The sequence below is a fragment of the Nocardia sp. NPDC006630 genome (genome assembly GCF_040611495.1).
GTDB lineage: Bacteria > Actinomycetota > Actinomycetes > Mycobacteriales > Mycobacteriaceae > Nocardia.
On record NZ_JBEXOK010000005.1, the window covers coordinates 208869 to 230046 of the forward strand.

At 66.1% G+C, this 21178-nt stretch carries 22 protein-coding genes; 9 read left to right on the plus strand and 13 right to left on the minus strand.

Annotated elements, in window-relative coordinates; translation table 11 throughout:
- Positions 1–20: 20 nt before the first annotated feature.
- Positions 21–635 carry a TetR/AcrR family transcriptional regulator gene (locus ABZX86_RS16220; RefSeq protein ID WP_327143545.1) on the minus strand — a complete coding sequence of 205 codons (615 nt, stop codon included), beginning with the start codon at positions 633–635 and terminating at the stop codon, positions 21–23.
- A 90-nt stretch (positions 636–725) separates the two neighbouring features.
- Complete coding sequence (locus ABZX86_RS16225; RefSeq protein WP_327143546.1) at positions 726–965, minus strand: DUF2530 domain-containing protein; 240 nt, start codon at positions 963–965, stop codon at positions 726–728.
- Positions 966–1095: 130 nt separating this feature from the next.
- Between ABZX86_RS16225 and ABZX86_RS16230 the strand changes: the two genes are divergently transcribed.
- Complete coding sequence (locus tag ABZX86_RS16230; RefSeq protein ID WP_355124160.1) at positions 1096–1533, plus strand: MarR family transcriptional regulator; 438 nt, start codon at positions 1096–1098, stop codon at positions 1531–1533.
- Between the two features lie 43 nt (positions 1534–1576).
- Here ABZX86_RS16230 and ABZX86_RS16235 read toward each other — a convergent pair whose 3' ends face one another.
- On the minus strand, positions 1577–3331 hold the full coding sequence (locus tag ABZX86_RS16235) for an AMP-binding protein (RefSeq protein ID WP_355124162.1): 1755 nt from the start codon (positions 3329–3331) through the stop codon (positions 1577–1579).
- Between the two features lie 40 nt (positions 3332–3371).
- Complete coding sequence (locus ABZX86_RS16240; protein WP_327146390.1) at positions 3372–3761, minus strand: YccF domain-containing protein; 390 nt, start codon at positions 3759–3761, stop codon at positions 3372–3374.
- 278 nt (positions 3762–4039) lie between these two features.
- Here ABZX86_RS16240 and ABZX86_RS16245 point away from each other — a divergent pair, with 278 nt between their 5' ends.
- On the plus strand, positions 4040–5704 hold the full coding sequence (locus ABZX86_RS16245; protein ID WP_355124164.1) for a hypothetical protein: 1665 nt from the start codon (positions 4040–4042) through the stop codon (positions 5702–5704).
- A gap of 75 nt (positions 5705–5779) precedes the next feature.
- Here the strand turns inward: ABZX86_RS16245 and ABZX86_RS16250 are convergent, their stop codons facing one another.
- The 4 genes from ABZX86_RS16250 to pdxH form a co-directional block, all read right to left on the minus strand.
- Complete coding sequence (locus tag ABZX86_RS16250; RefSeq protein WP_355124166.1) at positions 5780–6985, minus strand: GNAT family N-acetyltransferase; 1206 nt, start codon at positions 6983–6985, stop codon at positions 5780–5782.
- Positions 6986–7791: 806 nt separating this feature from the next.
- Complete coding sequence (locus ABZX86_RS16255) at positions 7792–9105, minus strand: citrate synthase (protein ID WP_327143550.1); 1314 nt, start codon at positions 9103–9105, stop codon at positions 7792–7794.
- A gap of 179 nt (positions 9106–9284) precedes the next feature.
- Positions 9285–10568, minus strand: a complete 1284-nt coding sequence (locus ABZX86_RS16260; protein WP_355124169.1) for an MFS transporter — start codon at positions 10566–10568, stop codon at positions 9285–9287.
- A 137-nt stretch (positions 10569–10705) separates the two neighbouring features.
- Complete coding sequence (gene pdxH / locus ABZX86_RS16265) at positions 10706–11383, minus strand: pyridoxamine 5'-phosphate oxidase (RefSeq protein ID WP_355124859.1); 678 nt, start codon at positions 11381–11383, stop codon at positions 10706–10708.
- A gap of 149 nt (positions 11384–11532) precedes the next feature.
- On the opposite strand from pdxH, the gene ABZX86_RS16270 reads away from it, so the two are divergent.
- The gene (locus tag ABZX86_RS16270; protein WP_355124171.1) at positions 11533–12672 is read left to right on the plus strand and encodes a citrate synthase 2; all 1140 of its coding nucleotides are present in this window, start codon (positions 11533–11535) and stop codon (positions 12670–12672) included.
- 107 nt (positions 12673–12779) lie between these two features.
- Here the strand turns inward: ABZX86_RS16270 and ABZX86_RS16275 are convergent, their stop codons facing one another.
- On the minus strand, positions 12780–13517 hold the full coding sequence (locus ABZX86_RS16275) for an RDD family protein (RefSeq protein WP_355124173.1): 738 nt from the start codon (positions 13515–13517) through the stop codon (positions 12780–12782).
- Between the two features lie 179 nt (positions 13518–13696).
- On the opposite strand from ABZX86_RS16275, the gene ABZX86_RS16280 reads away from it, so the two are divergent.
- Positions 13697–13870: a DUF1272 domain-containing protein gene (locus tag ABZX86_RS16280; RefSeq protein WP_355124861.1), complete on the plus strand. Its 174-nt coding sequence runs from the start codon at positions 13697–13699 to the stop codon at positions 13868–13870.
- Positions 13871–13914: 44 nt separating this feature from the next.
- On the plus strand, positions 13915–14787 hold the full coding sequence (locus tag ABZX86_RS16285) for a polysaccharide deacetylase family protein (protein WP_355124175.1): 873 nt from the start codon (positions 13915–13917) through the stop codon (positions 14785–14787).
- A gap of 11 nt (positions 14788–14798) precedes the next feature.
- Here the strand turns inward: ABZX86_RS16285 and ABZX86_RS16290 are convergent, their stop codons facing one another.
- Complete coding sequence (locus ABZX86_RS16290) at positions 14799–15587, minus strand: hypothetical protein (protein ID WP_355124177.1); 789 nt, start codon at positions 15585–15587, stop codon at positions 14799–14801.
- 65 nt (positions 15588–15652) lie between these two features.
- Here ABZX86_RS16290 and serC point away from each other — a divergent pair, with 65 nt between their 5' ends.
- The 3 genes from serC to ABZX86_RS16305 all read left to right on the plus strand — a co-directional run bounded on the left by serC (position 15653) and on the right by ABZX86_RS16305 (position 19181).
- Complete coding sequence (gene serC / locus ABZX86_RS16295) at positions 15653–16777, plus strand: phosphoserine transaminase (RefSeq protein WP_355124179.1); 1125 nt, start codon at positions 15653–15655, stop codon at positions 16775–16777.
- A gap of 147 nt (positions 16778–16924) precedes the next feature.
- Positions 16925–18097 (plus strand): septation protein SepH, encoded by a 1173-nt coding sequence (gene sepH / locus ABZX86_RS16300; RefSeq protein ID WP_355124181.1) that lies wholly within the window; start codon positions 16925–16927, stop codon positions 18095–18097.
- Between the two features lie 343 nt (positions 18098–18440).
- The gene (locus ABZX86_RS16305; protein ID WP_355124183.1) at positions 18441–19181 is read left to right on the plus strand and encodes a hypothetical protein; all 741 of its coding nucleotides are present in this window, start codon (positions 18441–18443) and stop codon (positions 19179–19181) included.
- A gap of 16 nt (positions 19182–19197) precedes the next feature.
- Here the strand turns inward: ABZX86_RS16305 and ABZX86_RS16310 are convergent, their stop codons facing one another.
- The gene (locus tag ABZX86_RS16310; protein WP_355124185.1) at positions 19198–19491 is read right to left on the minus strand and encodes a DUF2537 domain-containing protein; all 294 of its coding nucleotides are present in this window, start codon (positions 19489–19491) and stop codon (positions 19198–19200) included.
- The gene (locus ABZX86_RS16315) at positions 19488–20291 is read right to left on the minus strand and encodes an RNA methyltransferase (protein ID WP_355124187.1); all 804 of its coding nucleotides are present in this window, start codon (positions 20289–20291) and stop codon (positions 19488–19490) included. The genes ABZX86_RS16310 and ABZX86_RS16315 overlap by 4 nt, the downstream gene beginning before the upstream one ends.
- Before the next feature lie 91 nt (positions 20292–20382).
- Here ABZX86_RS16315 and ABZX86_RS16320 point away from each other — a divergent pair, with 91 nt between their 5' ends.
- Positions 20383–20745: an FKBP-type peptidyl-prolyl cis-trans isomerase gene (locus ABZX86_RS16320; RefSeq protein WP_297623128.1), complete on the plus strand. Its 363-nt coding sequence runs from the start codon at positions 20383–20385 to the stop codon at positions 20743–20745.
- 97 nt (positions 20746–20842) lie between these two features.
- On the opposite strand, the gene ABZX86_RS16325 is transcribed toward ABZX86_RS16320, so the two are convergent.
- A complete protein-coding gene (locus ABZX86_RS16325; protein WP_297623395.1) occupies positions 20843–21127 on the minus strand; it encodes a hypothetical protein in 285 nt (94 codons plus the stop codon).
- Between the last annotated feature and the right edge of the window lie 51 nt (positions 21128–21178).

Sequence of the window (21178 nt, forward strand, 5' to 3'; positions counted from 1 at the left end):
GGGAATTGCCGCCGGGTGGATCAGCTGGCGTAGGAGCACACCATGGTGGCGAGAACATCCAATTGCTCACGGACGGCGGCACTGTCGTTGTCGACGAGCCAGCGGAGCACGACGCCGTCGATGGTGGCGAGAATGAAGCGGCTGAGCGTGCCGACGGGGATGGACCACTGCGTCGACGTGGCTTCACGCGCATGCTCGACGATGTCGGCAAGGGTGGAGTCGTTGAACATGTACTGCTCGCGAGCAATCGCGAGTTTTGCCGGAGTTACTTCGCCTTCGCGTAGTGCGTAGGTGGTTGTTTCGTAGGTGAGTAGTTGGCGTTCGGGAGTGGCTTCGACATTGAGCCACATGAGTTCGAGTGCCGCGCGCACCAATCTTTGAAGTGCTTCTTTTCCAGTTCCGACGTCTTGCCATACTGCTTCGTTGGCGTCGACGGAATCTCGCAATTCCATCGAAAGCGCCTTGACCAGCTCTGTCATCAGCTGGTCCTTGTTTTCGAAACAGTAATGCACCACACCGAGCGAAACACCGGCTGCCTGAGCAACATCGCGCGTGGTAACTCCTGCCACGCCCTTTTTTTCGGCAAGGCCGATGGCCGCCTCGATAAGGTGGGCCCGTCGTTCTTCGACGCTCAATCGGGAGGACACTCCAGGGAGTTAAGCGTCCGCAACGCGTGCAGTCAATTCGCACGGTCGGAAATTTTCTGCTGGACGCTCGTCCGGGGGTTAGTCCAGCCCGAGTTGTGCGCCTTTGTCACCACGACGGGCGCCCCGGCGCTGGATTGCGAAGAGGGTGTAGCCGAGCAATCCGACACCCAGACCCATCAGACAAACCGGGCGGGAGGTGGCCCAGCTGTCGTTCAGCCAGACGGCGATGGTGGCGATCAGGAAGCCGATGCTGCCGATGGCCAGCACCGGACGCGGATCGGTGAAGCGCGGGGGAATCTCCGGCACGGGCTGGGTCACGTCTCCAGAGTAGAAGGTGCCGGGCCCGGGTGGGGGACAGGGCGCGTACCGGTGGGTTCGCCCCCTGGTGGCGGGGGTCTGATACTGAACCGCCGTCCCCGGCGCGAGGTGTCACGTATCGTTTGCCTCTGTGACAACGCCTTCCGATATTCGAGCGCTCGCCGGTGAACTGTCGCTGGCGGTGGTGCGCTTGACGCGACATCTGCGAGGTAGGCGCGCCGATGCTCAGATTTCGCTGACTCAGCTCTCCGCCCTCGCCACCCTCAATCGTGACGGCGCCATGACGCCGGGCACGCTGGCCGCGAAGGAGCGGGTGCAACCGCCGTCCATGACCCGGGTGATCGCCTCCCTGTCGGAAATGGCTCTGGTGGTGCGCAATCCGCATCCCACCGACGGCCGGCAGATCATCGTGTCGCTCTCGGAGTCCGGCCGCGCCCTCGTCGCCGACGAGAACCACGCACGCGAAGCCTGGATGACCGAACAGCTTTCGGGTCTGACCTCGGACCAGCTGTCGGTACTGAGCCAGGCCGTCGCCATCATGAAGCAGATCGTCGACGAATCCGAGTAGCGCGGAACGGCTCTCGGGTCCGCGTCAGTCTCTCGGGCCCGCATCAATTCGGCGAGCGCCCGTACAGCGCGTATTCGTCCGCCAGCTCTGCCCGCAGCAGCGGCGTCAGGCGTTGGTACTCCGGCGTTTTCCCCGTGCCGAGGTAGATCGGATCGTCCGCCAGCCAGGACTCGCGGCGCAGCGCGGGCTTGTCGATCTTCCGGGTGGCGGTGACCGGCAGCGCGGCGGTGATCCGCACGAACCGCGGCGCCCACTTGGTGCCGAGATCGCTTTGCCGGGCCAGGAATCGGCCGAACTCCGACGGATCGAACTCCGCCCCCGCATCGAGTTCCAGGGTGGCCATCACCTGATCACCGGTGCGCGGGTCCGGAACCGGGTACACCGCCGCCAGTTTCACGCCCGGGAAGCGCGCCAGAATCCGCTCCACCGGTGCGGACGAGAAGTTCTCGCTGTCCACCCGGATGCGATCGCTGGAACGTCCGGCGAAGTAGAAGAATCCGGCCTCGTCCTGATAACCGAGATCGCCGGTGCGGAAGATCTCGCCGTCGATGCGCTCCGCGCTCGCCTGCTCATTGCGGTAGTAGCCCTCGAACATGGCCGCGCCCGTGATGTTCACGATCTCGCCGATCGCCTCCGTGGCATTGACCAGCGCACCGTGCTCATTGAAATACGCACGTGGACACTGCTTTCCATGCTCATCGTGAATCTCGATATTCATGAACTCGGGTGCGCGGCCGAGTGAATTCGGCGGTGAGTCCGGTGACAGCCGAATCACCACCCCGCCCTCGCTCGACCCGTAGCTCTCCACCGGCCGCACCCCGAATCGCCGTGCGAACTCGTCCCGGTCGCGCGGCGCGGCCTCGGTCCCGAAGGCGATGCGCAGCTTGGTATCCCGCTCCAGCGGCGATTCCGGGGCGGCCAGCAGATAGGCCAGCGACCGGCCGACATAGTTGAAATAGGTGGCCCCGAACCGGCGGATATCGGGCAGAAATCCGGAGACCGAGAACCTGCGGCGCATGGTGAAGGTCGCGCCGGTGAACACCGACGGCGCCCAGCACGCCATGATCGCATTGCCGTGGAACAGCGGCATGGCGTTGTAGGTGACATCGTCGCGGGTCAGCGAACAGTGGTTCATGGCGCCGAGCGCCGCCAGCCGCCCGGTCGTGCAGATCACGGCCTTCGGGGCGCCGGTGGAGCCGGAGGTGAAGGTCAGCAGCAGCCGGGTGGAGCGCTCCCGCGCCTCGGGCGCGACCCGCACAGAATGGGTGGCTGCTGCGGAAAGACGTTCGAGCCACTCGGGTTCATCGACGGCCAGAATGCGGTCCGCGTCCACTCCGGTGTCCAGATCGGCGAGCAGATCCCGCTGCTGCGAATCGGTGAGGATCAGATCGCAGTCCACGCCGCGAATATCGGCGGCCAGCTCGCCGCCCCGCCGGGTCGGATTGATGCCGATCAGCGTCGCACCCGACAGGGCGGCCGCACCGAGCAGGAAGATGTACTCGGGCACATTCTCCAGCAGCACCCCGAGGTGGAAGGGGTGGTCCGGGCGGCGCAGCGCGCCCAGCACCGCGGCGCGGGCGGCGCATTCGCGCACCACCTCGCCCCAGGTCCAGACCGAGTCCTCGAACCGCAGCCCCGGATGCTCGTCCTGCTCGCGAAGCAGCAGCAGATCGGCGAAGGTCAGACCGCGTTCGGCGACCTCGGCGGGTGTGAGCCGCGGGATCTCGGGGCCGGACGCCCACAGCGGATTGTCTTGCCTGGGCAGCGGATTGTCTTGCCTGGGCGAATTGTCGTGCATGACAACACTGTGCCCCGGACGCTGCCGCGCCGCAGCGGGTTCAGGCGCCGAAAGCCCGGTCACTGGGAACGATTTCGCGGCCGAGCGGCATCAGCGAGATCGGGATCAGCTTGAGGTTGGCCCAGGCGAACGGGATTCCGATAATGGTGATGGCCAGGGCAATGCTGGTGAACAGATGCCCGAGCGCCAGCCACCAGCCGGCCACGATGATCCAGATGACATTGCCGAGCATCGACGCCACCCCCGCACCCGGCTTCTCGACCGCCTCCCGCCCGAACGGGAAGAGCACGAACGAGGCGATGCGGAACGAGGCGATGCCCCAGGGAATGGTCACGATCAGCACGCAGCAGATGAGCCCGGCGATCACATAGCCCACGGCCATCCAGAATCCGACCAGGACGAGCCACAGGACGTTCAGAATCAGCTGGATCGGTTTCACTCTTCCAGCATGCCAGCGTCGCGGCGGTGTCCACCACGGGGAGAACCCTGACTTATGGGTGGGGGTACCGATCAGGGTGTGCGGGATTCGCCGGGTGATGTCCGAATCGTCCCCTTCCGCAATCCATTCTTGCTAATATCCCGCTAATGATCTCGAGCGCCTCCCGGCGACTCGAGATCACCTATTTATGGCTCTTGGCATTGAAGATTCAAGTTCCGGTAGCTTTCTGAGGCGCGTGTGCGAAACGCTCGCGCAGGTAGGAGCACACTGTGGGCAAACTATTGCGCTGCCAGGCGGGAGCCGCGGCACTGGCACTTGCGGCGGCCGGCACGCTTTCCGCGTGCAGCAGTGACAGTTCATCGAATTCCGGAAGCGCGTCGACCACCTCCGGGGCGGCGAGCGCGGCGGGTTCCGGCCCCGCGCGCAATCCGTATCTGGCCGCCGAGAAATTCGCCGTCACCCACCTCGACCCGGCCCAGTCCGACAGTTTCCCGGACCCGGTTCCACGCGGCACCTTCCATATCGATCCCGCCCAGATGCCACGTGTCCCGACCGGGCCCGTCAGCATCATGACCCTGGCCTCGCCGTCGCCGGACTTCATGTGGATCTCCTCCACCTCGGGACCGCGCTATGTGGACGTTTCGAACGGCGGCTTCCAGGAAGTCGCGTCCATGGATGCGCCCGGCGTACAGCCGATTTCGCCGCAGCAGCTGGATCAGGTGCTCAATCAGCAGTTCACCGATGCCGGTCAGATCGAGAGCGCGATTGCCCAGGACTGGGGCGGCGCCAACTGGCAGCGCATCACCAACGGCATCTACGGCATGGTGGACAAGGACAATCACTTCTACTTCATCAATCAGGATGCGGTGCTGTTCGTCTTCGGCTTGAAGAACAAGGACAAGCCCGGGGACGGTATCGAGATCCTGGCGCAGAAGGACTTCAAGCCGCTGCTGTCGACCGCCCTGACGACGCTCGGCACGCCCGAGACGATCGTCGGCGCCGATATGACCTACGACGGGCATCTGGCCGTACTGGCTTCCCGCTCGCTGTACGTGCTGAACCGCGACCTCACCGGGGATCCGCAGCAGGTCCGCATCGGCGACGACGAAACCGTCTCCAACTCCATGGCCGTGGATCCGGACGGCGGCATCTACTTCGCCTCCGACAAGATCATGCGCAAGGCGGTGTGGAAGAACGACAAGCTCTCGACCGATGAGGGTGATGGCGCGTGGGCCTCTCCGTACGACTTCGGACGCCAGCCCCCGGCGGTGAAATTCGGCATCGGCACCGGGTCCACCCCGACCCTGATGGGCTACGGCAGCGGCACCGATGAGCTGGTGGTGATCACGGACGGCTCCGACCATATGAAGCTGGTCGCGTTCTGGCGCAATAAGATTCCGGACGGCTTCCAGCAGAAGCCGAACACCAAGTCCAACCGGATCGCCGATCAGATCCAGGTCACCGCCGGCCTGGACAATCCGCCGGAGTTCATCCAGTCGGAGCAGTCCGTCGTGGTGAACGGTTACGGCGCATTCGTGGTGCAGAACATCGGCTCGGGCGGCTCACCGGACCGCCTGGTGGACGTGATCGCCAATGGCCCGGTCGCCGAGCCGCCGCACGGTATGCAGCGCTTCGAATGGGATCCCGAGGCGCACCAGTGGAATTCGGTGTGGACGCGCGGCGACGTGGTTTCCACCTCCATGGTGCCCGCGGTCTCCACGGGTGCGGGCATCGTCTTCGTCAACGGTTACTCCAAGGCCGACGGCTGGGAGCTGACCGGCCTGGATTGGAAGACCGGGGAAACGGTGCACCGCACCATCTTCGGTCAATCCAACCTCGGCAATGGCGCATACGCGATCGTCGAAGCCTTCCCGAACGGGGACCTGCTGTTCAACAGCATCGGCGGACCCTTCCGCGCGAAGATCGCAAAGTAGGGCAGTAGGCGCAAGGTACGGCTGGGCGGCACCGATGGTGCCGCCCAGCCGTTTTCGCGCGCATTTACTCGGTGCTCAGAAGAACCAGCCGAGTTCCGGATCGCGTTCACCGGTGAAGGCCGTGTCGAATGCCCGCAGCACTCCCGCATCCTTGGCCTGGATTCGGTTGGCGGCGGCGAAGACTCGGGCCCGGTGCGCACCGAAATACAGGCTGCCGAGTACATCGATGCCGAGTTCCAGCTCGGCCGGACGGCTGGTGGGCGTGCATTCGGCCACGCCGTCGCGCACCCGCAGGGCGAAGGTGCCGCCCGCATCGCGGAACGGATCCTGTACTGCCAGTACGGTATCGAGGTCCTGCTGGTAGGTGCGGGCGGACAGCGCCGCGGGCACATCCATGACCCGGGCCCACAGTCCGTCGTAGCGGGCGGTGGTGCGGACCAGTCGCGGATTGGTGACCAGCAGGGGGAGTGGGTCGTCGCTGGTGAGTGACGCCTCCACCTTCTTCAGCAGGTCCAGGCTCAGCAATACCCTCCACAGTGCGGCATGCGCCTCGGGCGTGACGGCGCGGAATTCCGCCACGGTCGCGACGGATTCGTCATTGCGCCATTGCCGGCGGTACAGCACATAGCCGTCCGGATGGGTGAGCGCGAACAGTGAGGACGCGCCCTCGCGATGGCGCTCCGGATCGGCGAACCAGATATTCCAGTTGGCGTCCGGGCGGGCCTGACCACCGGGAACCAGACGCCGCCAGCGGTCGTACACCTCACGGATGTGATCCTGCGCCGCGGCCAGGGTGGAGGTCTGCACACCACCGGGATCCGGTGCGGTGGAACGGAATTCGGCCTGCGCCCGCTCGATGCTGACCGCATTCTCCACCGTGGCCGGGCCGTAGCCGAAGCGCCCGTAGATGGTGCCCTCGCTGGCGGTGAAGATGGTGAGCGGTACGCCCTCGGCCTCGGTGCGCTCGTGCTGCGCGGTGTAGAGCGCGCGCAGAATGCCGCGCCGCCGATGGGTGGGCGCGACCGTCACCGCGGAAACACCGGCCGCCTGCACCGTGGCCGCACCGGGCACGGTGACCGTCATGGTCCGGTCCACGGTATGCCCGACGATCCGCCCCTCGTCGACCGCGACGATCGCCCGGTCGATGGGGAACAGACCCGGAATATTGTCGATTTCGGGCTGGTCGTAGCGCATGCCGAAGCACACTTCGGCCAGCTCCAGAATTGCCGGCCAGTCGCTCGCGGTGGCCGAACGCAGGGTAATGCCATTCGTCGATGCCATGGTTCGACCATCCCATGAATCCGGCATCCCGCGCATTCGGTTTTCCCTCCGTGTGGCGCCACCCGCCCCCGATATCCCTCGGATGGCGCCACACGCCCCCTGGTCCCCGGTCGAACACCAGGCCCCCCGACCTGGCGCGCCCCCGACCAGCGCCGCCCCCCGGCAACGCTGCCCACGTCCCCCCCGAACCGGCGCTCGCCCCCCGGACCAGCCCCAGCTGTCGCCCCCAAGCCCCCCGGCTCGGTGTGCCCCAGCCCCCCGAGTGTGTTGCTACCCCGTCCCCCCGAACCGGCCTGTTCCCCCGAACGAGCCCGTCCCCCCGAACCGACTCGTCCCCCCGGCCGGCTGTTCCCCCCTGATCAGCGCCCGTCCCCCGACAAGCACTGACGGATTGTTGCCCCCCGGCACCCCCGTGATGTGAACCCCCGCCCCCCGGGCTGTATCGCTACCCCGTCCCGGCGATCGGCGGATCAACTAGTGCGGAGCGAGTGCCATGATGATGTTGATGAGATTGCCGATTGCGGCGGTGGCATTTGCGGCGATGGAAGAGCCGGCATCGAGCAGGTACAGCATGATTATTCCCTCTCAGCTGTATGCGCCTGTGGCACATACTCTTTCGTTTCCCTGTGAGATCGTTTCGATCTCGTGGGAACAACAATGCCGGGGGTCGCTGTCGATCTTCTTAAGAAGACCTTGCAGTCCACGTTAACGCCGGGAACCGCTGTGCGATAAGGGCTTCCGAAACGACGAAACCCGCCTCCGTTGTGCCGGAGGCGGGTTCGATGTCAGGTACTGCGGGGCGGAGCTCAGCGCTCGGAGATGCCCTTGTAGTCACGCTCGGCGTAACCGGTGTAGATCTGGCGCGGACGGCCGATCTTCAGCGGCTCGCGGTGCATTTCCCGCCAGTGCGCGATCCAGCCCGGGAGCCGGCCCATGGCGAACAGCACGGTGAACATGCGGGTCGGGAAGCCCATGGCGCGGTAGACGACACCGGTGTAGAAGTCGACGTTCGGGTACAGGCGACGCTCGATGAAGTACTCATCGGTGAGCGCGGCTTCCTCGAGCGCCTTGGCGATATCGAAGAGCTGATCATCGCCGCCGAGCTTGCTCAGGATGGCGTCGGCGTGCTGCTTGGCGATGGTCGCGCGCGGGTCGTAATTGCGGTAGACGCGGTGCCCGAAGCCCATGAGCTTCACGCCGTCTTCCTTGTTCTTGACCTTGCGGATGAACTCCTTGACGTCGCCGCCGTTCGCCTTGATGTCGTCCAGCATCTCCAGCACGGCCTGGTTGGCGCCGCCGTGCAGCGGGCCCCAGAGTGCGTTGATGCCGCCGGAGACGGAGGTGAACAGGTTGGCGTCCGAGGAGCCGACCAGGCGCACGGTCGAGGTGGAGCAGTTCTGCTCGTGATCGGCGTGCAGCACCAGCAGCATGTCCAGCGCGGCGGCGACCTCGGGATCGACCTCGTACGGCTCGGCCGGGAAGCCGAAGGTCATGCGCAGGAAGTTCTCGACCAGGCTCAGCGAGTTGTCCGGGTACAGGAACGGCTGGCCGACCGACTTCTTGTAGGCGTAGGCCGCGATGGTCGGCAGCTTGGCCAGCAGTCGGATGGTGGACAGCTCGACCTGCTCGGGATCGCGCGGGTCCAGCGAGTCCTGGTAGTACGCCGACAGCGCGTTCACCGCGGACGAGAGCACCGGCATCGGGTGCGCATTACGCGGGAAGCCGTCGAAGAACCGCTTCAGATCCTCGTGCAGCAGGGTGTGCCGGCGGATCCGGTCGGTGAAATCGTCCAGCTGGGCCTGCGTCGGCAGCTCACCGTAGATGAGCAGGTAGCTGACCTCGATGAAACTGGCCTTACCGGCCAGCTGCTCGATCGGGTAGCCGCGGTACCGCAGGATGCCGGCTTCACCGTCGATATAGGTGATGGACGACTTGGTCGACGCGGTGTTCATGAAACCCGGGTCGTAGGTGACGTACCCGGTGCTGGCCAGCAGCTTGCCCAGGTCTATTCCGTCATTTCCCTCGACCGCCTTGGCGACCGTCATGGGGTACTCGCCGCCGGGGTAAGTCAGCACCGGCTTGGCGTCGTCGTCGACGTTGATGATGTTCTCAGCGGGCACGGAAGGATCCCTCTCAGGCTTGAAACCATAGGCATCGGCGGGTGGCGACGACGCGCTTGCGTCAACGCTAGCCGCTGTCCAGTACGCCCGACTAACGAGGGTCACCAATAACTACCTCACAGTCACTTCGCCGCCAGGTGAGATTAGAGGCTCTCATGTGCTATTGGCATGAAACGCGCTCAGGTGGTTTGCAACTGCGAATGCGCACGTACCACCCGGTAGCGCACAAAAGCGGGGAAGACCAGGGCCGCGAGGGCCATGCCCAGTACCACCAGGACACCGCCGCCCGCCGCTGCTGCAGCAGTACCCACCGCGGCCGCGGCGAAACCGTGCGCAACATCACCGATGCGCGGCCCGCCCGCCACCACCACGATGAATACGCCCTGCAGGCGACCACGCATCTCGTCGGTGGCCACGGACTGCAGCATGGTGGTGCGCAGGGCCGCGGAGAACATATCGACCGCACCGCCGAAGGCCAAGCAGGCGAAGGCGATCCACAGCGCGACCGTGGTGCTCAGCGCATGCCCGGCGGCGCCGACGGCCAGGCCGAAGCCGACCATGCCGAGGCCCCACAGCACGATGCAGACCACAACGGCCAAGCCCTGCCTGCGGATTCGGGTCAGCCAGCCGGAGAAGACGCCGCCGAGCACCGCGCCCACCGACATGGCGGCGAAGAGCAGGCCCAGCGCGGTGCCGCCGGAATTGCTGCCGGGGAACGTGTCCAGGGAGATCTGCGGGAACAGCGCGCGCGGCATGCCGAAGACCATGGCCACCACATCGACGGCGAAGGACGCCAACAGGATTCGCTGCGTGGCGAGGTAGACGAAACCGTCCAGCACCTCGCGCAATCCGGCCCGGCGGGCGGTGCCGGTGGGCGGGATCGGGGGCAGCTTCCAGATCGCCCACAGCGTGGCGAGCAGGAAGACCGAATCGATCAGATACAGCGTGGCCAGACCGCTGAACGGAATCAGCATGCCCGCCGTCACCGGTCCGGCGATCGCGCCGAACTGCATGACCGTCATGCTCAGCGAATTGGCCGCGGGCAATTGCTCCGCCGGCAGCAGGCGCGGGTAGATGGCCGCGCGGGCAGGCTGATTCATCGCGAAGAAGGCCTGCTGCACCGAGAACAGCACCAGCACCACCCACGGATTGTTCAGTCCCGCCGCCGCCTGCCCCCAGAAGGCGACCGAGGTCAGGCCGGTGCCGGTGCTGGTGATCAGCAGCATCTTCCGGCGATCCATGACATCGGCGAGCGCACCGCCCCAGAGCCCGAACACGATGAGCGGGATCAGGCCGAACAGTCCGGCCAGGCCGACATAGGAGGAGCTGTGCGTCATGTCGTACAGCTGCTTGGGTACCGCGACCACCGAGAGCTGCGCGCCGATAACCGTGACGATGCCGGTGGTCCAGAGCCTCCGGTAGTCGGGGTTGCGTAAGGGGGTTATATCGGCGAGCAGCTTCACCGCGGTGACATTAGCCAGCCTAAACACAGCTTGGCTAGGCAATTTGGGAGAAACATCCCACCATTTGAGAGTGTTTTATCCCACGAGTTTTAACGTTGCCCTGATATGCGCGGATCCGCACTGTCGCGCGGAATTGTTCAGGGCTGTAGACGCTCGACCTTCATCGCCGAAACCTCGGTGGTGCCCGGCTCCAGCGTCATCTTGACGCGATTGTGCATCCGGCTGCGGCGTCCCTGCCAGAACTCCACCGTCTCCGGCTGAATCTGGAATCCGCCCCAGAAAGGCGGCACCGGAACGACATCCAGCTCGGCGAACCGCTCGGTGGTGGCCTCCCACTGCTCGTCCAGCCCGGCCCGCGAACCGATGGTCCGCGACTGCTGCGACGCCCACGCGCCCAGCTGCGAACCCCGCGGCCGTGAGCGCCAGTAGACCTCGGTGACCTCGGCCGCGACCCGCCGCACCGGACCGCGCACCGTCACCTGCCTGCCCAGCGCCGGCCAGACGAAAGTCGCCGACGCGTACGGCGTCGCCATGAGCTGACGGCCCTTGAACGATTCGTAATTCGTGTAAAAAGTCACACCTTCGGGCGAGAGACCCTTGCAGAGCACGGTCCGCGAAGACGGCTTCGGACCCGATTCGGTGATTTCCACGGTGGCCAGCACCATGGCATTCGAATCGGTGATACCGGCACTGGTCGCGTGCTCGATCCAGTTGCGCAGCAACGGTTCCCAGCCGTCCGCCAGCCAGCTCTCATCGAGGTCGGTATCCAGGCCCGGATGATTGTCTCCGGCGTCCACTCCGTACTCCACGCGCATGGCGGCGATATCGAGGTCGGGAGTGGCGTAATTCTCCTGGTCGGGCATGGGCCAGACGTTACTCCGGAGTAATGCGCGCGTTAAGGTCTAAATGAACGGCGTGGCTGCCCAAAGATCGGGCGGCCCGACTTTGCAAGGAGAGTCACAACATGACTGCCAGCGCTGCGACCAGCCCTGTCATCCCAGCTGACTTCGTCAGCGGTCTCGAAGGCGTGGTGGCATTCACCACCGATATCGCCGAACCGGACAAGGACGGTGGTGCGCTCCGGTATCGCGGCGTCGATATCGAGGACCTGGTCGCGAACCGGGTCACCTTCGGCGACGTCTGGTCCCTCCTGGTGGACGGCGAATTCGGGCACGGGCTGCCGCCCGCCGAGCCGTTCCCGCTGCCGATCCACACCGGCGACGTCCGGGTCGACGTGCAGGCCGGCCTGGCCATGCTCGCCCCGATCTGGGGTTACCAGCCGCTGCTGGACATCGACGACGACACCGCCCGCGACAATCTGGCCCGCGCCTCGGTCATGGCGCTGTCCTACGTCGCCCAGTCGGCGCGCGGCATCTACCAGCCCGCCGTGCCGCAGAAGAAGATCGACGAGTGCACCACCATTACCGAGCGGTTCATGACCCGCTGGAAGGGTGATCCGGACCCCAGGCACACCGAGGCCATCGACGCCTACTGGGTGTCCGCCGCCGAGCACGGCATGAACGCCTCCACCTTCACCGCCCGCGTCATCGCCTCCACCGGCGCCGACGTGGCCGCCTCGCTGTCCGGCGCCATCGGCGCCATGTCCGGCCCGCTGCATGGCGGCGCCCCCGCCCGCGTGCTGCCCATGATCGAAGCGGTCGAGCAGTCCGGAGATGCTCGCGCGCTGGTCAAGGGCATCCTGGACCGCAAGGAAAAGCTCATGGGCTTCGGCCACCGGGTGTACCGGGCCGAGGATCCGCGCGCCCGCGTGCTGCGCGCCACCGCCCAGCGCCTGGACGCCCCGCGCTACGAGGTCGCCGCCGCACTCGAGCAGGCCGCCCTCGCCGAACTGCGCGAGCGCCGGCCCGACCGCGCCATCGAGACCAATGTCGAGTTCTGGGCCGCCGTCATCCTGGACTTCGCCGAGGTTCCGGCGCACATGATGCCCGCCATGTTCACCTGCGGCCGCACCGCCGGCTGGTGTGCGCACATCCTCGAGCAGAAGAAGCTCGGCAAGCTGGTCCGCCCGGCGGCCATCTACACGGGCCCGGCCCCGCGCCTGCCCGAGGCAGTGACCGGCTGGGAAACCGTCGTTCGCAAGTAAGCGGTATCCCGATGAGGGCTGTGGCTCTATAAGGGAAGCGCCCCGATACAGTTCGCGGCTCGCAACGGAATTCCGTTGCGAGCCGCGCTGTTTCGAGCCCGAGGCTGTTACACCTTGACCACGACGGTGTGGACGATCTTGTCGGCGAGCGTCTGCCGCTTCTCGTCCCACAGCGGCCAGAGCCAGCCCAGATAGCAGGCCATGCTGTCGACGACGTGGAGGAGTTTGCGTCCCAGCGCCAGGCCGAAACCCAGTGGCTGGCCGTTGGATTCGCGCACCACACGGATCTTGAGCGCCTTCTTGCCCGGCGTCTGGCCGCTCGAGCCCTCCAGGTAGACCAGGAAAATTCCGGCGGCGATGAACAGCGCCAGTGCCAGGAAAACGCAGATCAAGCCCACGGTGTTCAGACTGCCGCCGGTGCAGCCCGAACTGTATTCATAACTCGAGCTGGAGTTCGAGCTATAGGTGGAGCAGTCGAGAGAATCGGTGCCGACGGTCATCCCGATGATCTCCAGGATGAAGCCGGGCAGGAAGAAGATCAGCGCGTCGAGAAGGTATGCGCCCACGCGCGCGCCCCAATGGGCGAACGGCAATGGGGGCTGGCCGTAAGAGTTGCCGTAGGGGGAGTAGCCGCCGGGCGCGTATCCCTGCTGCGGGTAGGTGTATCCGGGCTGCGCGGGCTGCTGCTGCGGATAGCCGTATCCCGGTGGCGGAGCGCCGTATCCGGGGGGTGTGGCGTTGTAGCCCGGTGGCGGGGCGTCCTGCTGGGGATATCCGTACGCCGGCTGCGGCGGGAAGCCCTCCCCGGGCTGCTGCGGCGGGTACGGATTGTTCGGGTAGGTCATGTACTTCCTTGTGCGAGTCGAAACAGTCAGCGCCGCGATGGCGCCGTGCCCCCCGATTGCCGCCGATTGTCTGTCGGCGGCAAGGTGACTGGGCCGCTACAGTCTGGGGCAACCCGGTGGCAGCGGCACGCCGGGAGGGTCGGTCGCAGGTGGGACAGGGGTGTGATGTGGCGCTGGAGATGAGAATTCGCTGTGAACGCTGCGAGGTTGCGGAACTGCCTGCCGACGGTCCGGCGCTGATCTGCGCGTACGAGTGCACATTCTGTGAGTCGTGTGGTCGAACAATGAATTACATCTGCCCGAATTGTGGTGGCGAATTGGTAACCAGGCCAAGAATGTCCACATCGCGCTGATTCAAATCCTGGCAATGCGGTTTCGATTGACATAGCCTGCGACAGTGCTCGATGCAGGACTGTCCCGGAGACGTCTACTCACCGCCGGCGCGGCGCTCGCCGCAGGCTTCGTTACCGCTGGTTGCGGCTCTGCCACCGGTAATGCGGACGATCGTCTTGCCGAAACCTCGCAAAGCCGGACAGCAAGCCTGGCCGCGACAAAATTGCCGTTGAACAAGACCGGCATGGCCCCCGATGCGGTGGCCGCCAAATACGCGGGCAAGAAGCCGCAGCAGTGGGGTACGGATATCCCCGGAATCATCACCAATTTCAATGCCACGGGTAAACAGTTCGCCGTCACCTTCGACGCGTGCGGTGGTCCGGGCAACAACGATATCGACGAGAATTTGCTGAGTTTGCTGATCGCACAGCAGATTCCGGCCACCCTCTTCGTGAACAGCCGCTGGATCGAGGCCAATCAGGCGCGCGCCGCGCAGTTGGCCGCCAACCCGCTGTTCGAACTCGGCAATCACGGCACCGCGCACCGGCCGCTCTCGGTGAACGGCCGGGCCGTCTACGGGATCAGCGGGACACAGTCCCCGCAGGAGGCGGTCGACGAGGTGTGGGGCAATCACGAGCGACTCGTGGCGCTCACCGGCCGCGCGCCCCGCTTCTTCCGCACCGGCACCGCGCACTACGACGAACTCGCGGTCTCGATCGTCCAGGATCTGGGCGAAACGCCGGTCGGCTTCTCCATCAATGCCGACCTCGGCGCGACCGCCACGGCCGCCCAGGTGCAGGCCAATATGATGAAAGCCCAGTCCGGCGGCATTTCCCTCGCGCATATGCACCGCCCGAAATCCGGTACCGGGCCCGGTATGTACAACTCGATTCCGGCCTTGCGCTCCAGCGGATTCGCCTTCGTCAGACTGCCCTAGCCGGCCGCAGATCAGCGCTCGCGGGAGGCTTTCCAGTCGACGGCGACCGATTCGCCGCGATCGACGGTGAAGAAGGCGACCTCCAGTCGCCGCCCGAGGTCAACCAGTTCCAGTGCGGACAGCGGAACCGGGTGCACTATCCGGACTCGCCACGGGGCGGGCTCGTCCCAGGCGTGCAATTCGAGGTCCAATCGCAGCACCGGATCATCACGCCCGGTGTAGTCGGCGGCCACCGGGGTGGTGGCGAGCACGGTGGCCTGCGCGCGGCGGCCGTCGCTGAGGATCTTGGCGATATTGGTGCGCGCCGTCTCGTTGACCGCGGGGACATAGAGCACCACGCGGTCGTGATCGCCCGGATCGACCCGGCAGGCGATGATGTCGCCGGGTTGCATCCACTCCTGATCAGGGGGGCTGACACGCTGCCGGACCCGGGTCTCGTAGGCGTGCTTGCCCTCCAATTGGATTCGGACCCAGTATTCGTGGCCGGAATCGGGCCCGTCGTCCTCCTCGGAAGTGCGCGCGCCGCGCACGCTCAGAATGGTGGCCGTGCCCTCGGTGCCGTGGATGAGCAGTTCGCGGCGCGCGGCATCGTCCAGCCCGGGGCCGCGATTCGGCGCCGCGAGATGCAGTCGTAAGCCGGGCGAACCGAATTGGGAGGACAGCCGCCGCCCCGACCATCGCCGGAACAATCCCGGGCGGGGCCCCTCACCTGGGCTGTCGCGTTGTGCACCTGCCGAATTCGGCAGGCTGTCGGATCTCTCGGCGGTGGGACTCGGTCGCTCGTGCGCGGCCATGCTCATGATGGTGAACGGTAATGCTCACCCACTCGTTTCGGCGGTAATACACAGCAACTACCCTTGTCGCCATGACCTCTGCGTTCCCGGCCATCCCCGACGATCTCAAGCCTGCCGACGGACGGTTCGGCTGCGGACCCTCCAAGGTGCGTCCCGAACAGCTGCAGTCCCTGGTGGATACCGGCGCCTCCGTATTCGGCACCTCGCACCGGCAGAAGCCGGTCAAGGACGTGGTGGCGCGGGTGCGCACCGGTCTACGCGAATTGTTCACCCTGCCCGACGGTTACGAGGTCGTGCTGGGCAACGGCGGCACCACCGCGTTCTGGGATGCGGCCGCGTTCGGCCTGATCCGGGAGAAGTCGCTGCACCTGAGCAACGGCGAGTTCTCCTCCAAGTTCGCCTCCGTGGCCAAGGGCAACCCGTTCATCGGCGACCCGATCGTGGTGAAGTCCGAGCCGGGCAGCGCGCCCGAGCCGACCTCCGATCCGTCGGTCGACCTCATCGGCTGGGCGCACAACGAGACCTCCACCGGTGTCGCCATCCCCGTCTCGCGTCCCGCGGGCTCGGAGAATGCGCTGATCGCCATCGACGCCACCTCCGGCGCGGGCGGTCTGCCGGTGAACATCGCCGACTCCGATGTGTACTACTTCGCACCGCAGAAGTGCTTCGCCTCCGACGGCGGCCTGTGGATCGCGCTGATGAGCCCGGCCGCGCTGGCTCGGGTCGAGGAGATCAAGAACTCGGGTCGCTGGACCCCTGAATTCCTGTCGCTGCCTATCGCGGTCGACAACAGCACCAAAGATCAGACCTACAACACTCCGGCGCTCGCCACGCTGTTGCTGTTTGCGAATCAGATCGAATGGATGAATGGAAACGGCGGCCTGGATTGGGCCGTAAAGCGCACCGCGGATTCTTCCTCGCGGCTGTACTCGTGGGCCGAGACCAGCGATTATGCGACTCCGTTCGTGGCGAACCCGGCGCACCGCTCGCAGGTTGTCGGCACCATCGACTTCGCGGACTCGGTGGATGCCGCACAGGTTGCGAAGGTGCTGCGCGCCAACGGAATCGTCGATACCGAGCCGTACCGTAAGCTGGGTCGTAACCAGCTGCGCGTAGGCATGTTCCCGGCCATCGATCCGGAGGATGTGTCGCAGCTGACCCGCTGCATTGATTGGGTCGTGGAAAAGATCGGCTGATACCGAAACTTAGACACAGTATGCGGCGCGGAGCTCTGGCGACAGATTTCCGCGCCGCGTGTCTTGCCCCACGAACCCCAGAAGTGCACTACTGTTCCATTATCGTGGGCGGTGTCTCGAGCCTGGCAGCTGTGATTGGAGGTAACGGTGCGTGAACTTCGAGTAATCGGATTGACGCCCGATTCCACACACATCGTGTGCATCGATACCGAAAGTGGTCAGAAGTACCGGCTTGCCGCCGATGACAAACTGCGTGCCGCTGCCCGCGGAGATCTTGCCAGGTTCGGCCAAATCGAGATCGAAACGGAAGCCACGATGCGCCCTCGCGATATCCAGGCCCGTGTTCGTGCCGGTGCCTCGGTGGAACAGGTGACCGAAGAGTCCGGCATGCCGGCCAGCCGGGTCGAGCGCTTCGCGTATCCCGTTCTGCTGGAACGTGCCCGGGCCGCTGAGCTGGCACAGAAGGCGCATCCGGTGCGCAATGACGGCCCTGCCGTCGAAACCCTCATCGAGATCATCTCCGCGGCCTTCGCCGAGCGCGGCCACAATATCGACGTCGCCGAATGGGATGCCTGGAAGGACGAGAAGGGCTACTGGGTCGCCCAATTGCAGTGGCAGGCGGGTCGTTCCGTCATTGCCGCGCACTGGCGCTACCAGCCCGACGCGCACGGCGGTTCGGTAGTGCCGCTGGATGATCCGGCCTCCGATCTGATCGATCCGGACTTCGGCCGGGCCCTGCGCGGGCTCGCCACCATCCTGCCCGCCCAGAACGAGCCGGTCGCCGAGGCGCCCGCGCTGCGTACTCCGGCGCCCGCCCCGCGGGAAGAGCGGGCCGAATACGAGAGCTCACCCGCCCGGGTCGCCAGCCCGGCGAGCATGGACGGCTACTTCGAGCAGCGCGCCGCCGTCGGTGACGGCACGGTGCCCGCTGCCACGGTTGCCGCTCCGGCTCCGGTCCCGGTGGCGCCCTCGGCTCCGGCAACACCGAATCCGCCTGCGGCTCCGGCACAGTCGGCGCCCGCGCCCGCTGCCCCGGCTCCCGTCGCTCCGTCTACTCCGGCGCAGACAGCTCCGTCGACTCCGGCTCCCGTTCCGGCCGCACCCGTTCCCGCGGCTCCCGTTCCCGCAGCGCCGGTTCCGGTTCCGGTGGCAGCGGAAGCTCCCGCTGCGGAAGCGCCCGCTCCGGCTGCCGCCGCGCCCGCCGCTCCGGCCGCTGCCAAACCGGCGCCTGCCAAGCCGAATCGCGCCAAGCGTGGCGGCAAGGCGCCTATGCCGTCCTGGGAAGACGTACTCCTAGGCGTGCGCAGTTCCGGTCACTGATTTTGTAAGCTGAAAGTTTGCTACACCTCTACATCGGTTGCTTTCCGGTTGCTCTCACCTCGCGTGTGGGTGACCTGCTGCCTGTGGGGTCCCGTCTCTTCTCCCCGGTGGCGGCCATGTTCGCGTACTGACCGTTTCGTCCGAACCTCTCGATATGGCCACGAGTTCGCCGCGCCGAGAGAGCGGGTTCTGCAACAGTGACATTTCCGGCCGTGGTGCGGGTAGATTTTGTAGTGGTGGCGGTGATTGCCGGGGCTGTCCACGTCGACGCCGCGTCACGGCCACCGAATGTTGCTCAGGAGTTGCTGTCCTTGGGTCGCGAGGAGTTCGGGAGGTGCCGGAAGTGCCGTCCACAGTCTCGTCTCTCTGGTACATCGATGCCCCCGACCCGGTCGCGGTGCTGCGCAATCACCCGGGCCCGGATCCCGAGGCCGCCTGGGCGCTGGCACGGCAGCTCAATCCGGAGCGTGATGTGGTGCCTGCCGCCTCCGGCACCCTGAAGGTCTGGGCCGGACCTGATCCGGAATCCATCTATATCGGTTGCTATCCCGGTGTCACCGTCGTCTGCTCCACCCAGGCCGCGCTGCCGAGACCGACGGAACTGCCGGAGCTGCTGGTCCGTCCGCTCGCCTCCGAGCACACCTACCTGATCGCCTATGACCTCTCGCTGGGCTGGGGCGCGTTCGCGCAGTGGGAGCGCGGTGAATTCCGGCGGTCCTTCAGTTCCACGCGCGTCAATATCCTCGAGGATCAGGGCCTGCCGCGGGTGTGGGAGCGGCCGCACTGGGCGGGGGAGTACCACATCGAATTGGAACCGGGCGAAATGGCCGATCCGCAGATGCTGCCGTTCGATCCGCCGGATTTCGCGGACGCCGCCAATCAGGAATGGCTCGGATTCCGTTATCGCGGCAAGTTTTCCGAGGACGCGCTGACGCCGGATCAGATCGCGGTGTGCGGATTCTCGCTGTTCCCCAAGGGGCAGGCGCCCGCGCTCGATGCTGTGCCCGTGCCGGCGGTGGCCGAGCGCACCACTGGCAAGCGCGGGTTGTTCGGGTGGCTGCGCGGCCGCGATCGGGTCTCCTGAGAAGGCCGGTCCCCGGTTACGAGACGAGCAGTGCGAGCCAGGCCACCAGCACGCCCGCTCCCAGCCCGCCGATCACCCAGCGGGTCACCGGCTGGAACCGCCAGCGCCATGCGGTCGGCGTCGCGCCGCCCACCGCAATGAGATTCACGGCCGCGGACAGCAGCGGATGCACCTGCGCCAGTGCGGAACCGAAGGCGTAGACGCCTGTGGCGGTCAGCAGCCCGACGCAGACGATGACGGCGATGCCGGTCGCCCACGGGGTCGGTTCGGAGTACCCGTAGCCGTAGGGACCGTCCGGCGGATAACTCACTGGGCACGCACTCTTTCGTAGAAGGCCATGGCGGCCGCGGTCGCCACATTAAGCGAATCAGTGCCCGGTGTCATGGGGATGCGCGCGCGAGTGTCGCTGGCCCGCATGGTTTCCTCGGTCAGGCCGGGGCCCTCCGCGCCGAGCAGCAGGGCCACCCGCTCGCCGGTCATGGCGGCGGCGAGCGTATCCGCCTCGGGGTCCGGGGTCAGGGCGATGATCTGGAAACCCTTGTCGCGCAACATGTCCAGACTGCCGGGCAGTGGAGGAAGTTGTGCGAACGGGATTCTCAGCACATGCCCCATGGACACCCGCACCGAGCGCCGATACAGCGGATCCGAGCAGCGATCACCGAAGAGCACCGCATCCGCGCCCAGCCCGGCCGCATTGCGGAAGATCGACCCGATGTTCTCGTGATCGTTCACGCCCTCCAGCACGGCCACCGTGCGCGCCCCGGCCAGCACCTGCTCGGCGGTGAGTTCGGGCGGCCGCCGCGCCGCCGCCAGCACCCCGCGATTGAGATGGAAGCCGACGATCTCCGCCATCACCTCGGCGGTCGCGCGGTAGTAGGGCACATCCACCCCCGCAAGCTGCTCGGCCAGCAGTTCGTACCGGCGCGCCACCCCGAGCACCGCGAAGGGTGCGAAACGCGAGGCCAGCATGCGTTCCACCACCACGGTGCCCTCGGCGATCACCAGCCCTTTGCCACCGGGCAGGTCCGGTCGCCGGTCCGCATTGCTGAGGTCGCGGAAATCGGCCACCCGCGGATCGGCAGGGTCGTCGATATCGATCACTTCGGCCACCGAGACATTCTCGCGTGACGTCGTTCGGGGTCCGTTCCCGGCACGGCCTAGAGTGATCACGATCCCGATCCCCTATCGAAGAGGACCACCCATGAGCAAGCCCGAAATCGAATTCCAGGACGGGCCCGCGCCCGCCACGCTGGTGATCAAGGACCTCGTCGTGGGCGAGGGCACGGAAGCCAAGCCCGGCGACACCGTCGATGTGCACTACGTGGGCGTCGAGTTCGACAGCGGCGAAGAGTTCGATTCCTCCTGGAACCGCGGCGAATCCATCACCTTCCCGCTGCGCGGCCTGATCCAGGGCTGGCAGGAAGGCATTCCGGGCATGAAGGTCGGCGGCCGCCGTCAGCTCACCATCCCGCCGGAGCTGGCCTACGGCCCCGCCGGCGCCGGTCACCACCTGTCGGGCAAGACCCTGGTCTTCGTCATCGACCTGCAGGACGTGCTGAACTAAGCACCAGCGGCCCTGAAACCGCCCGCGCCCGCCTCGCAATGCGAGGCGGGCGCAGCTGTATGGCGTTCGGGGCGCTGCCGAGCTACCCCGGTCGGCTCTAGGAGCCGACGACCGTATTCATGATGGTTCCCGCGCTGGTGGCGGTGGCTCCGCCGATCATGGCGTTGGCGACCATCTTCGGGGATCCGGATCCGCCGCCCCACTTCTCCCAGGCGAATTTGCCGCCACCGTAGGTGATGGCCGCGATTCCGGACATCTGGGTGAACCAGGTGAAGTAGCGGAACATCTTCATCATCTTGTCGGCCATGGGTGGCGTCTCGGATGTGGGATTGCCCATCTGGGCGAGGACTGTGCCGTACATGTCGTGCGCGGACAACAGCATGCTCAAGATCGTTTCCTCTCCGGTACCTGGTGCGCGGGGGTTCGAGCCTTG

Coding starts and splice junctions, on each gene's coding strand:
- ABZX86_RS16235 (WP_355124162.1), bottom strand. CDS start 3,331: ATGCACGACAATTCGCCCAGGCAAGACAATCCGCTGCCCAGGCAAGAC.
- ABZX86_RS16250 (WP_355124166.1), bottom strand. CDS start 6,985: ATGGCATCGACGAATGGCATTACCCTGCGTTCGGCCACCGCGAGCGAC.
- pdxH (WP_355124859.1), bottom strand. CDS start 11,383: ATGCGCGTGGAGTACGGAGTGGACGCCGGAGACAATCATCCGGGCCTG.
- ABZX86_RS16270 (WP_355124171.1), top strand. CDS start 11,533: ATGACTGCCAGCGCTGCGACCAGCCCTGTCATCCCAGCTGACTTCGTC.
- ABZX86_RS16275 (WP_355124173.1), bottom strand. CDS start 13,517: ATGACCTACCCGAACAATCCGTACCCGCCGCAGCAGCCCGGGGAGGGC.
- ABZX86_RS16280 (WP_355124861.1), top strand. CDS start 13,697: ATGAGAATTCGCTGTGAACGCTGCGAGGTTGCGGAACTGCCTGCCGAC.
- ABZX86_RS16290 (WP_355124177.1), bottom strand. CDS start 15,587: ATGAGCATGGCCGCGCACGAGCGACCGAGTCCCACCGCCGAGAGATCC.
- serC (WP_355124179.1), top strand. CDS start 15,653: ATGACCTCTGCGTTCCCGGCCATCCCCGACGATCTCAAGCCTGCCGAC.
- ABZX86_RS16320 (WP_297623128.1), top strand. CDS start 20,383: ATGAGCAAGCCCGAAATCGAATTCCAGGACGGGCCCGCGCCCGCCACG.
- ABZX86_RS16325 (WP_297623395.1), bottom strand. CDS start 21,127: ATGCTGTTGTCCGCGCACGACATGTACGGCACAGTCCTCGCCCAGATG.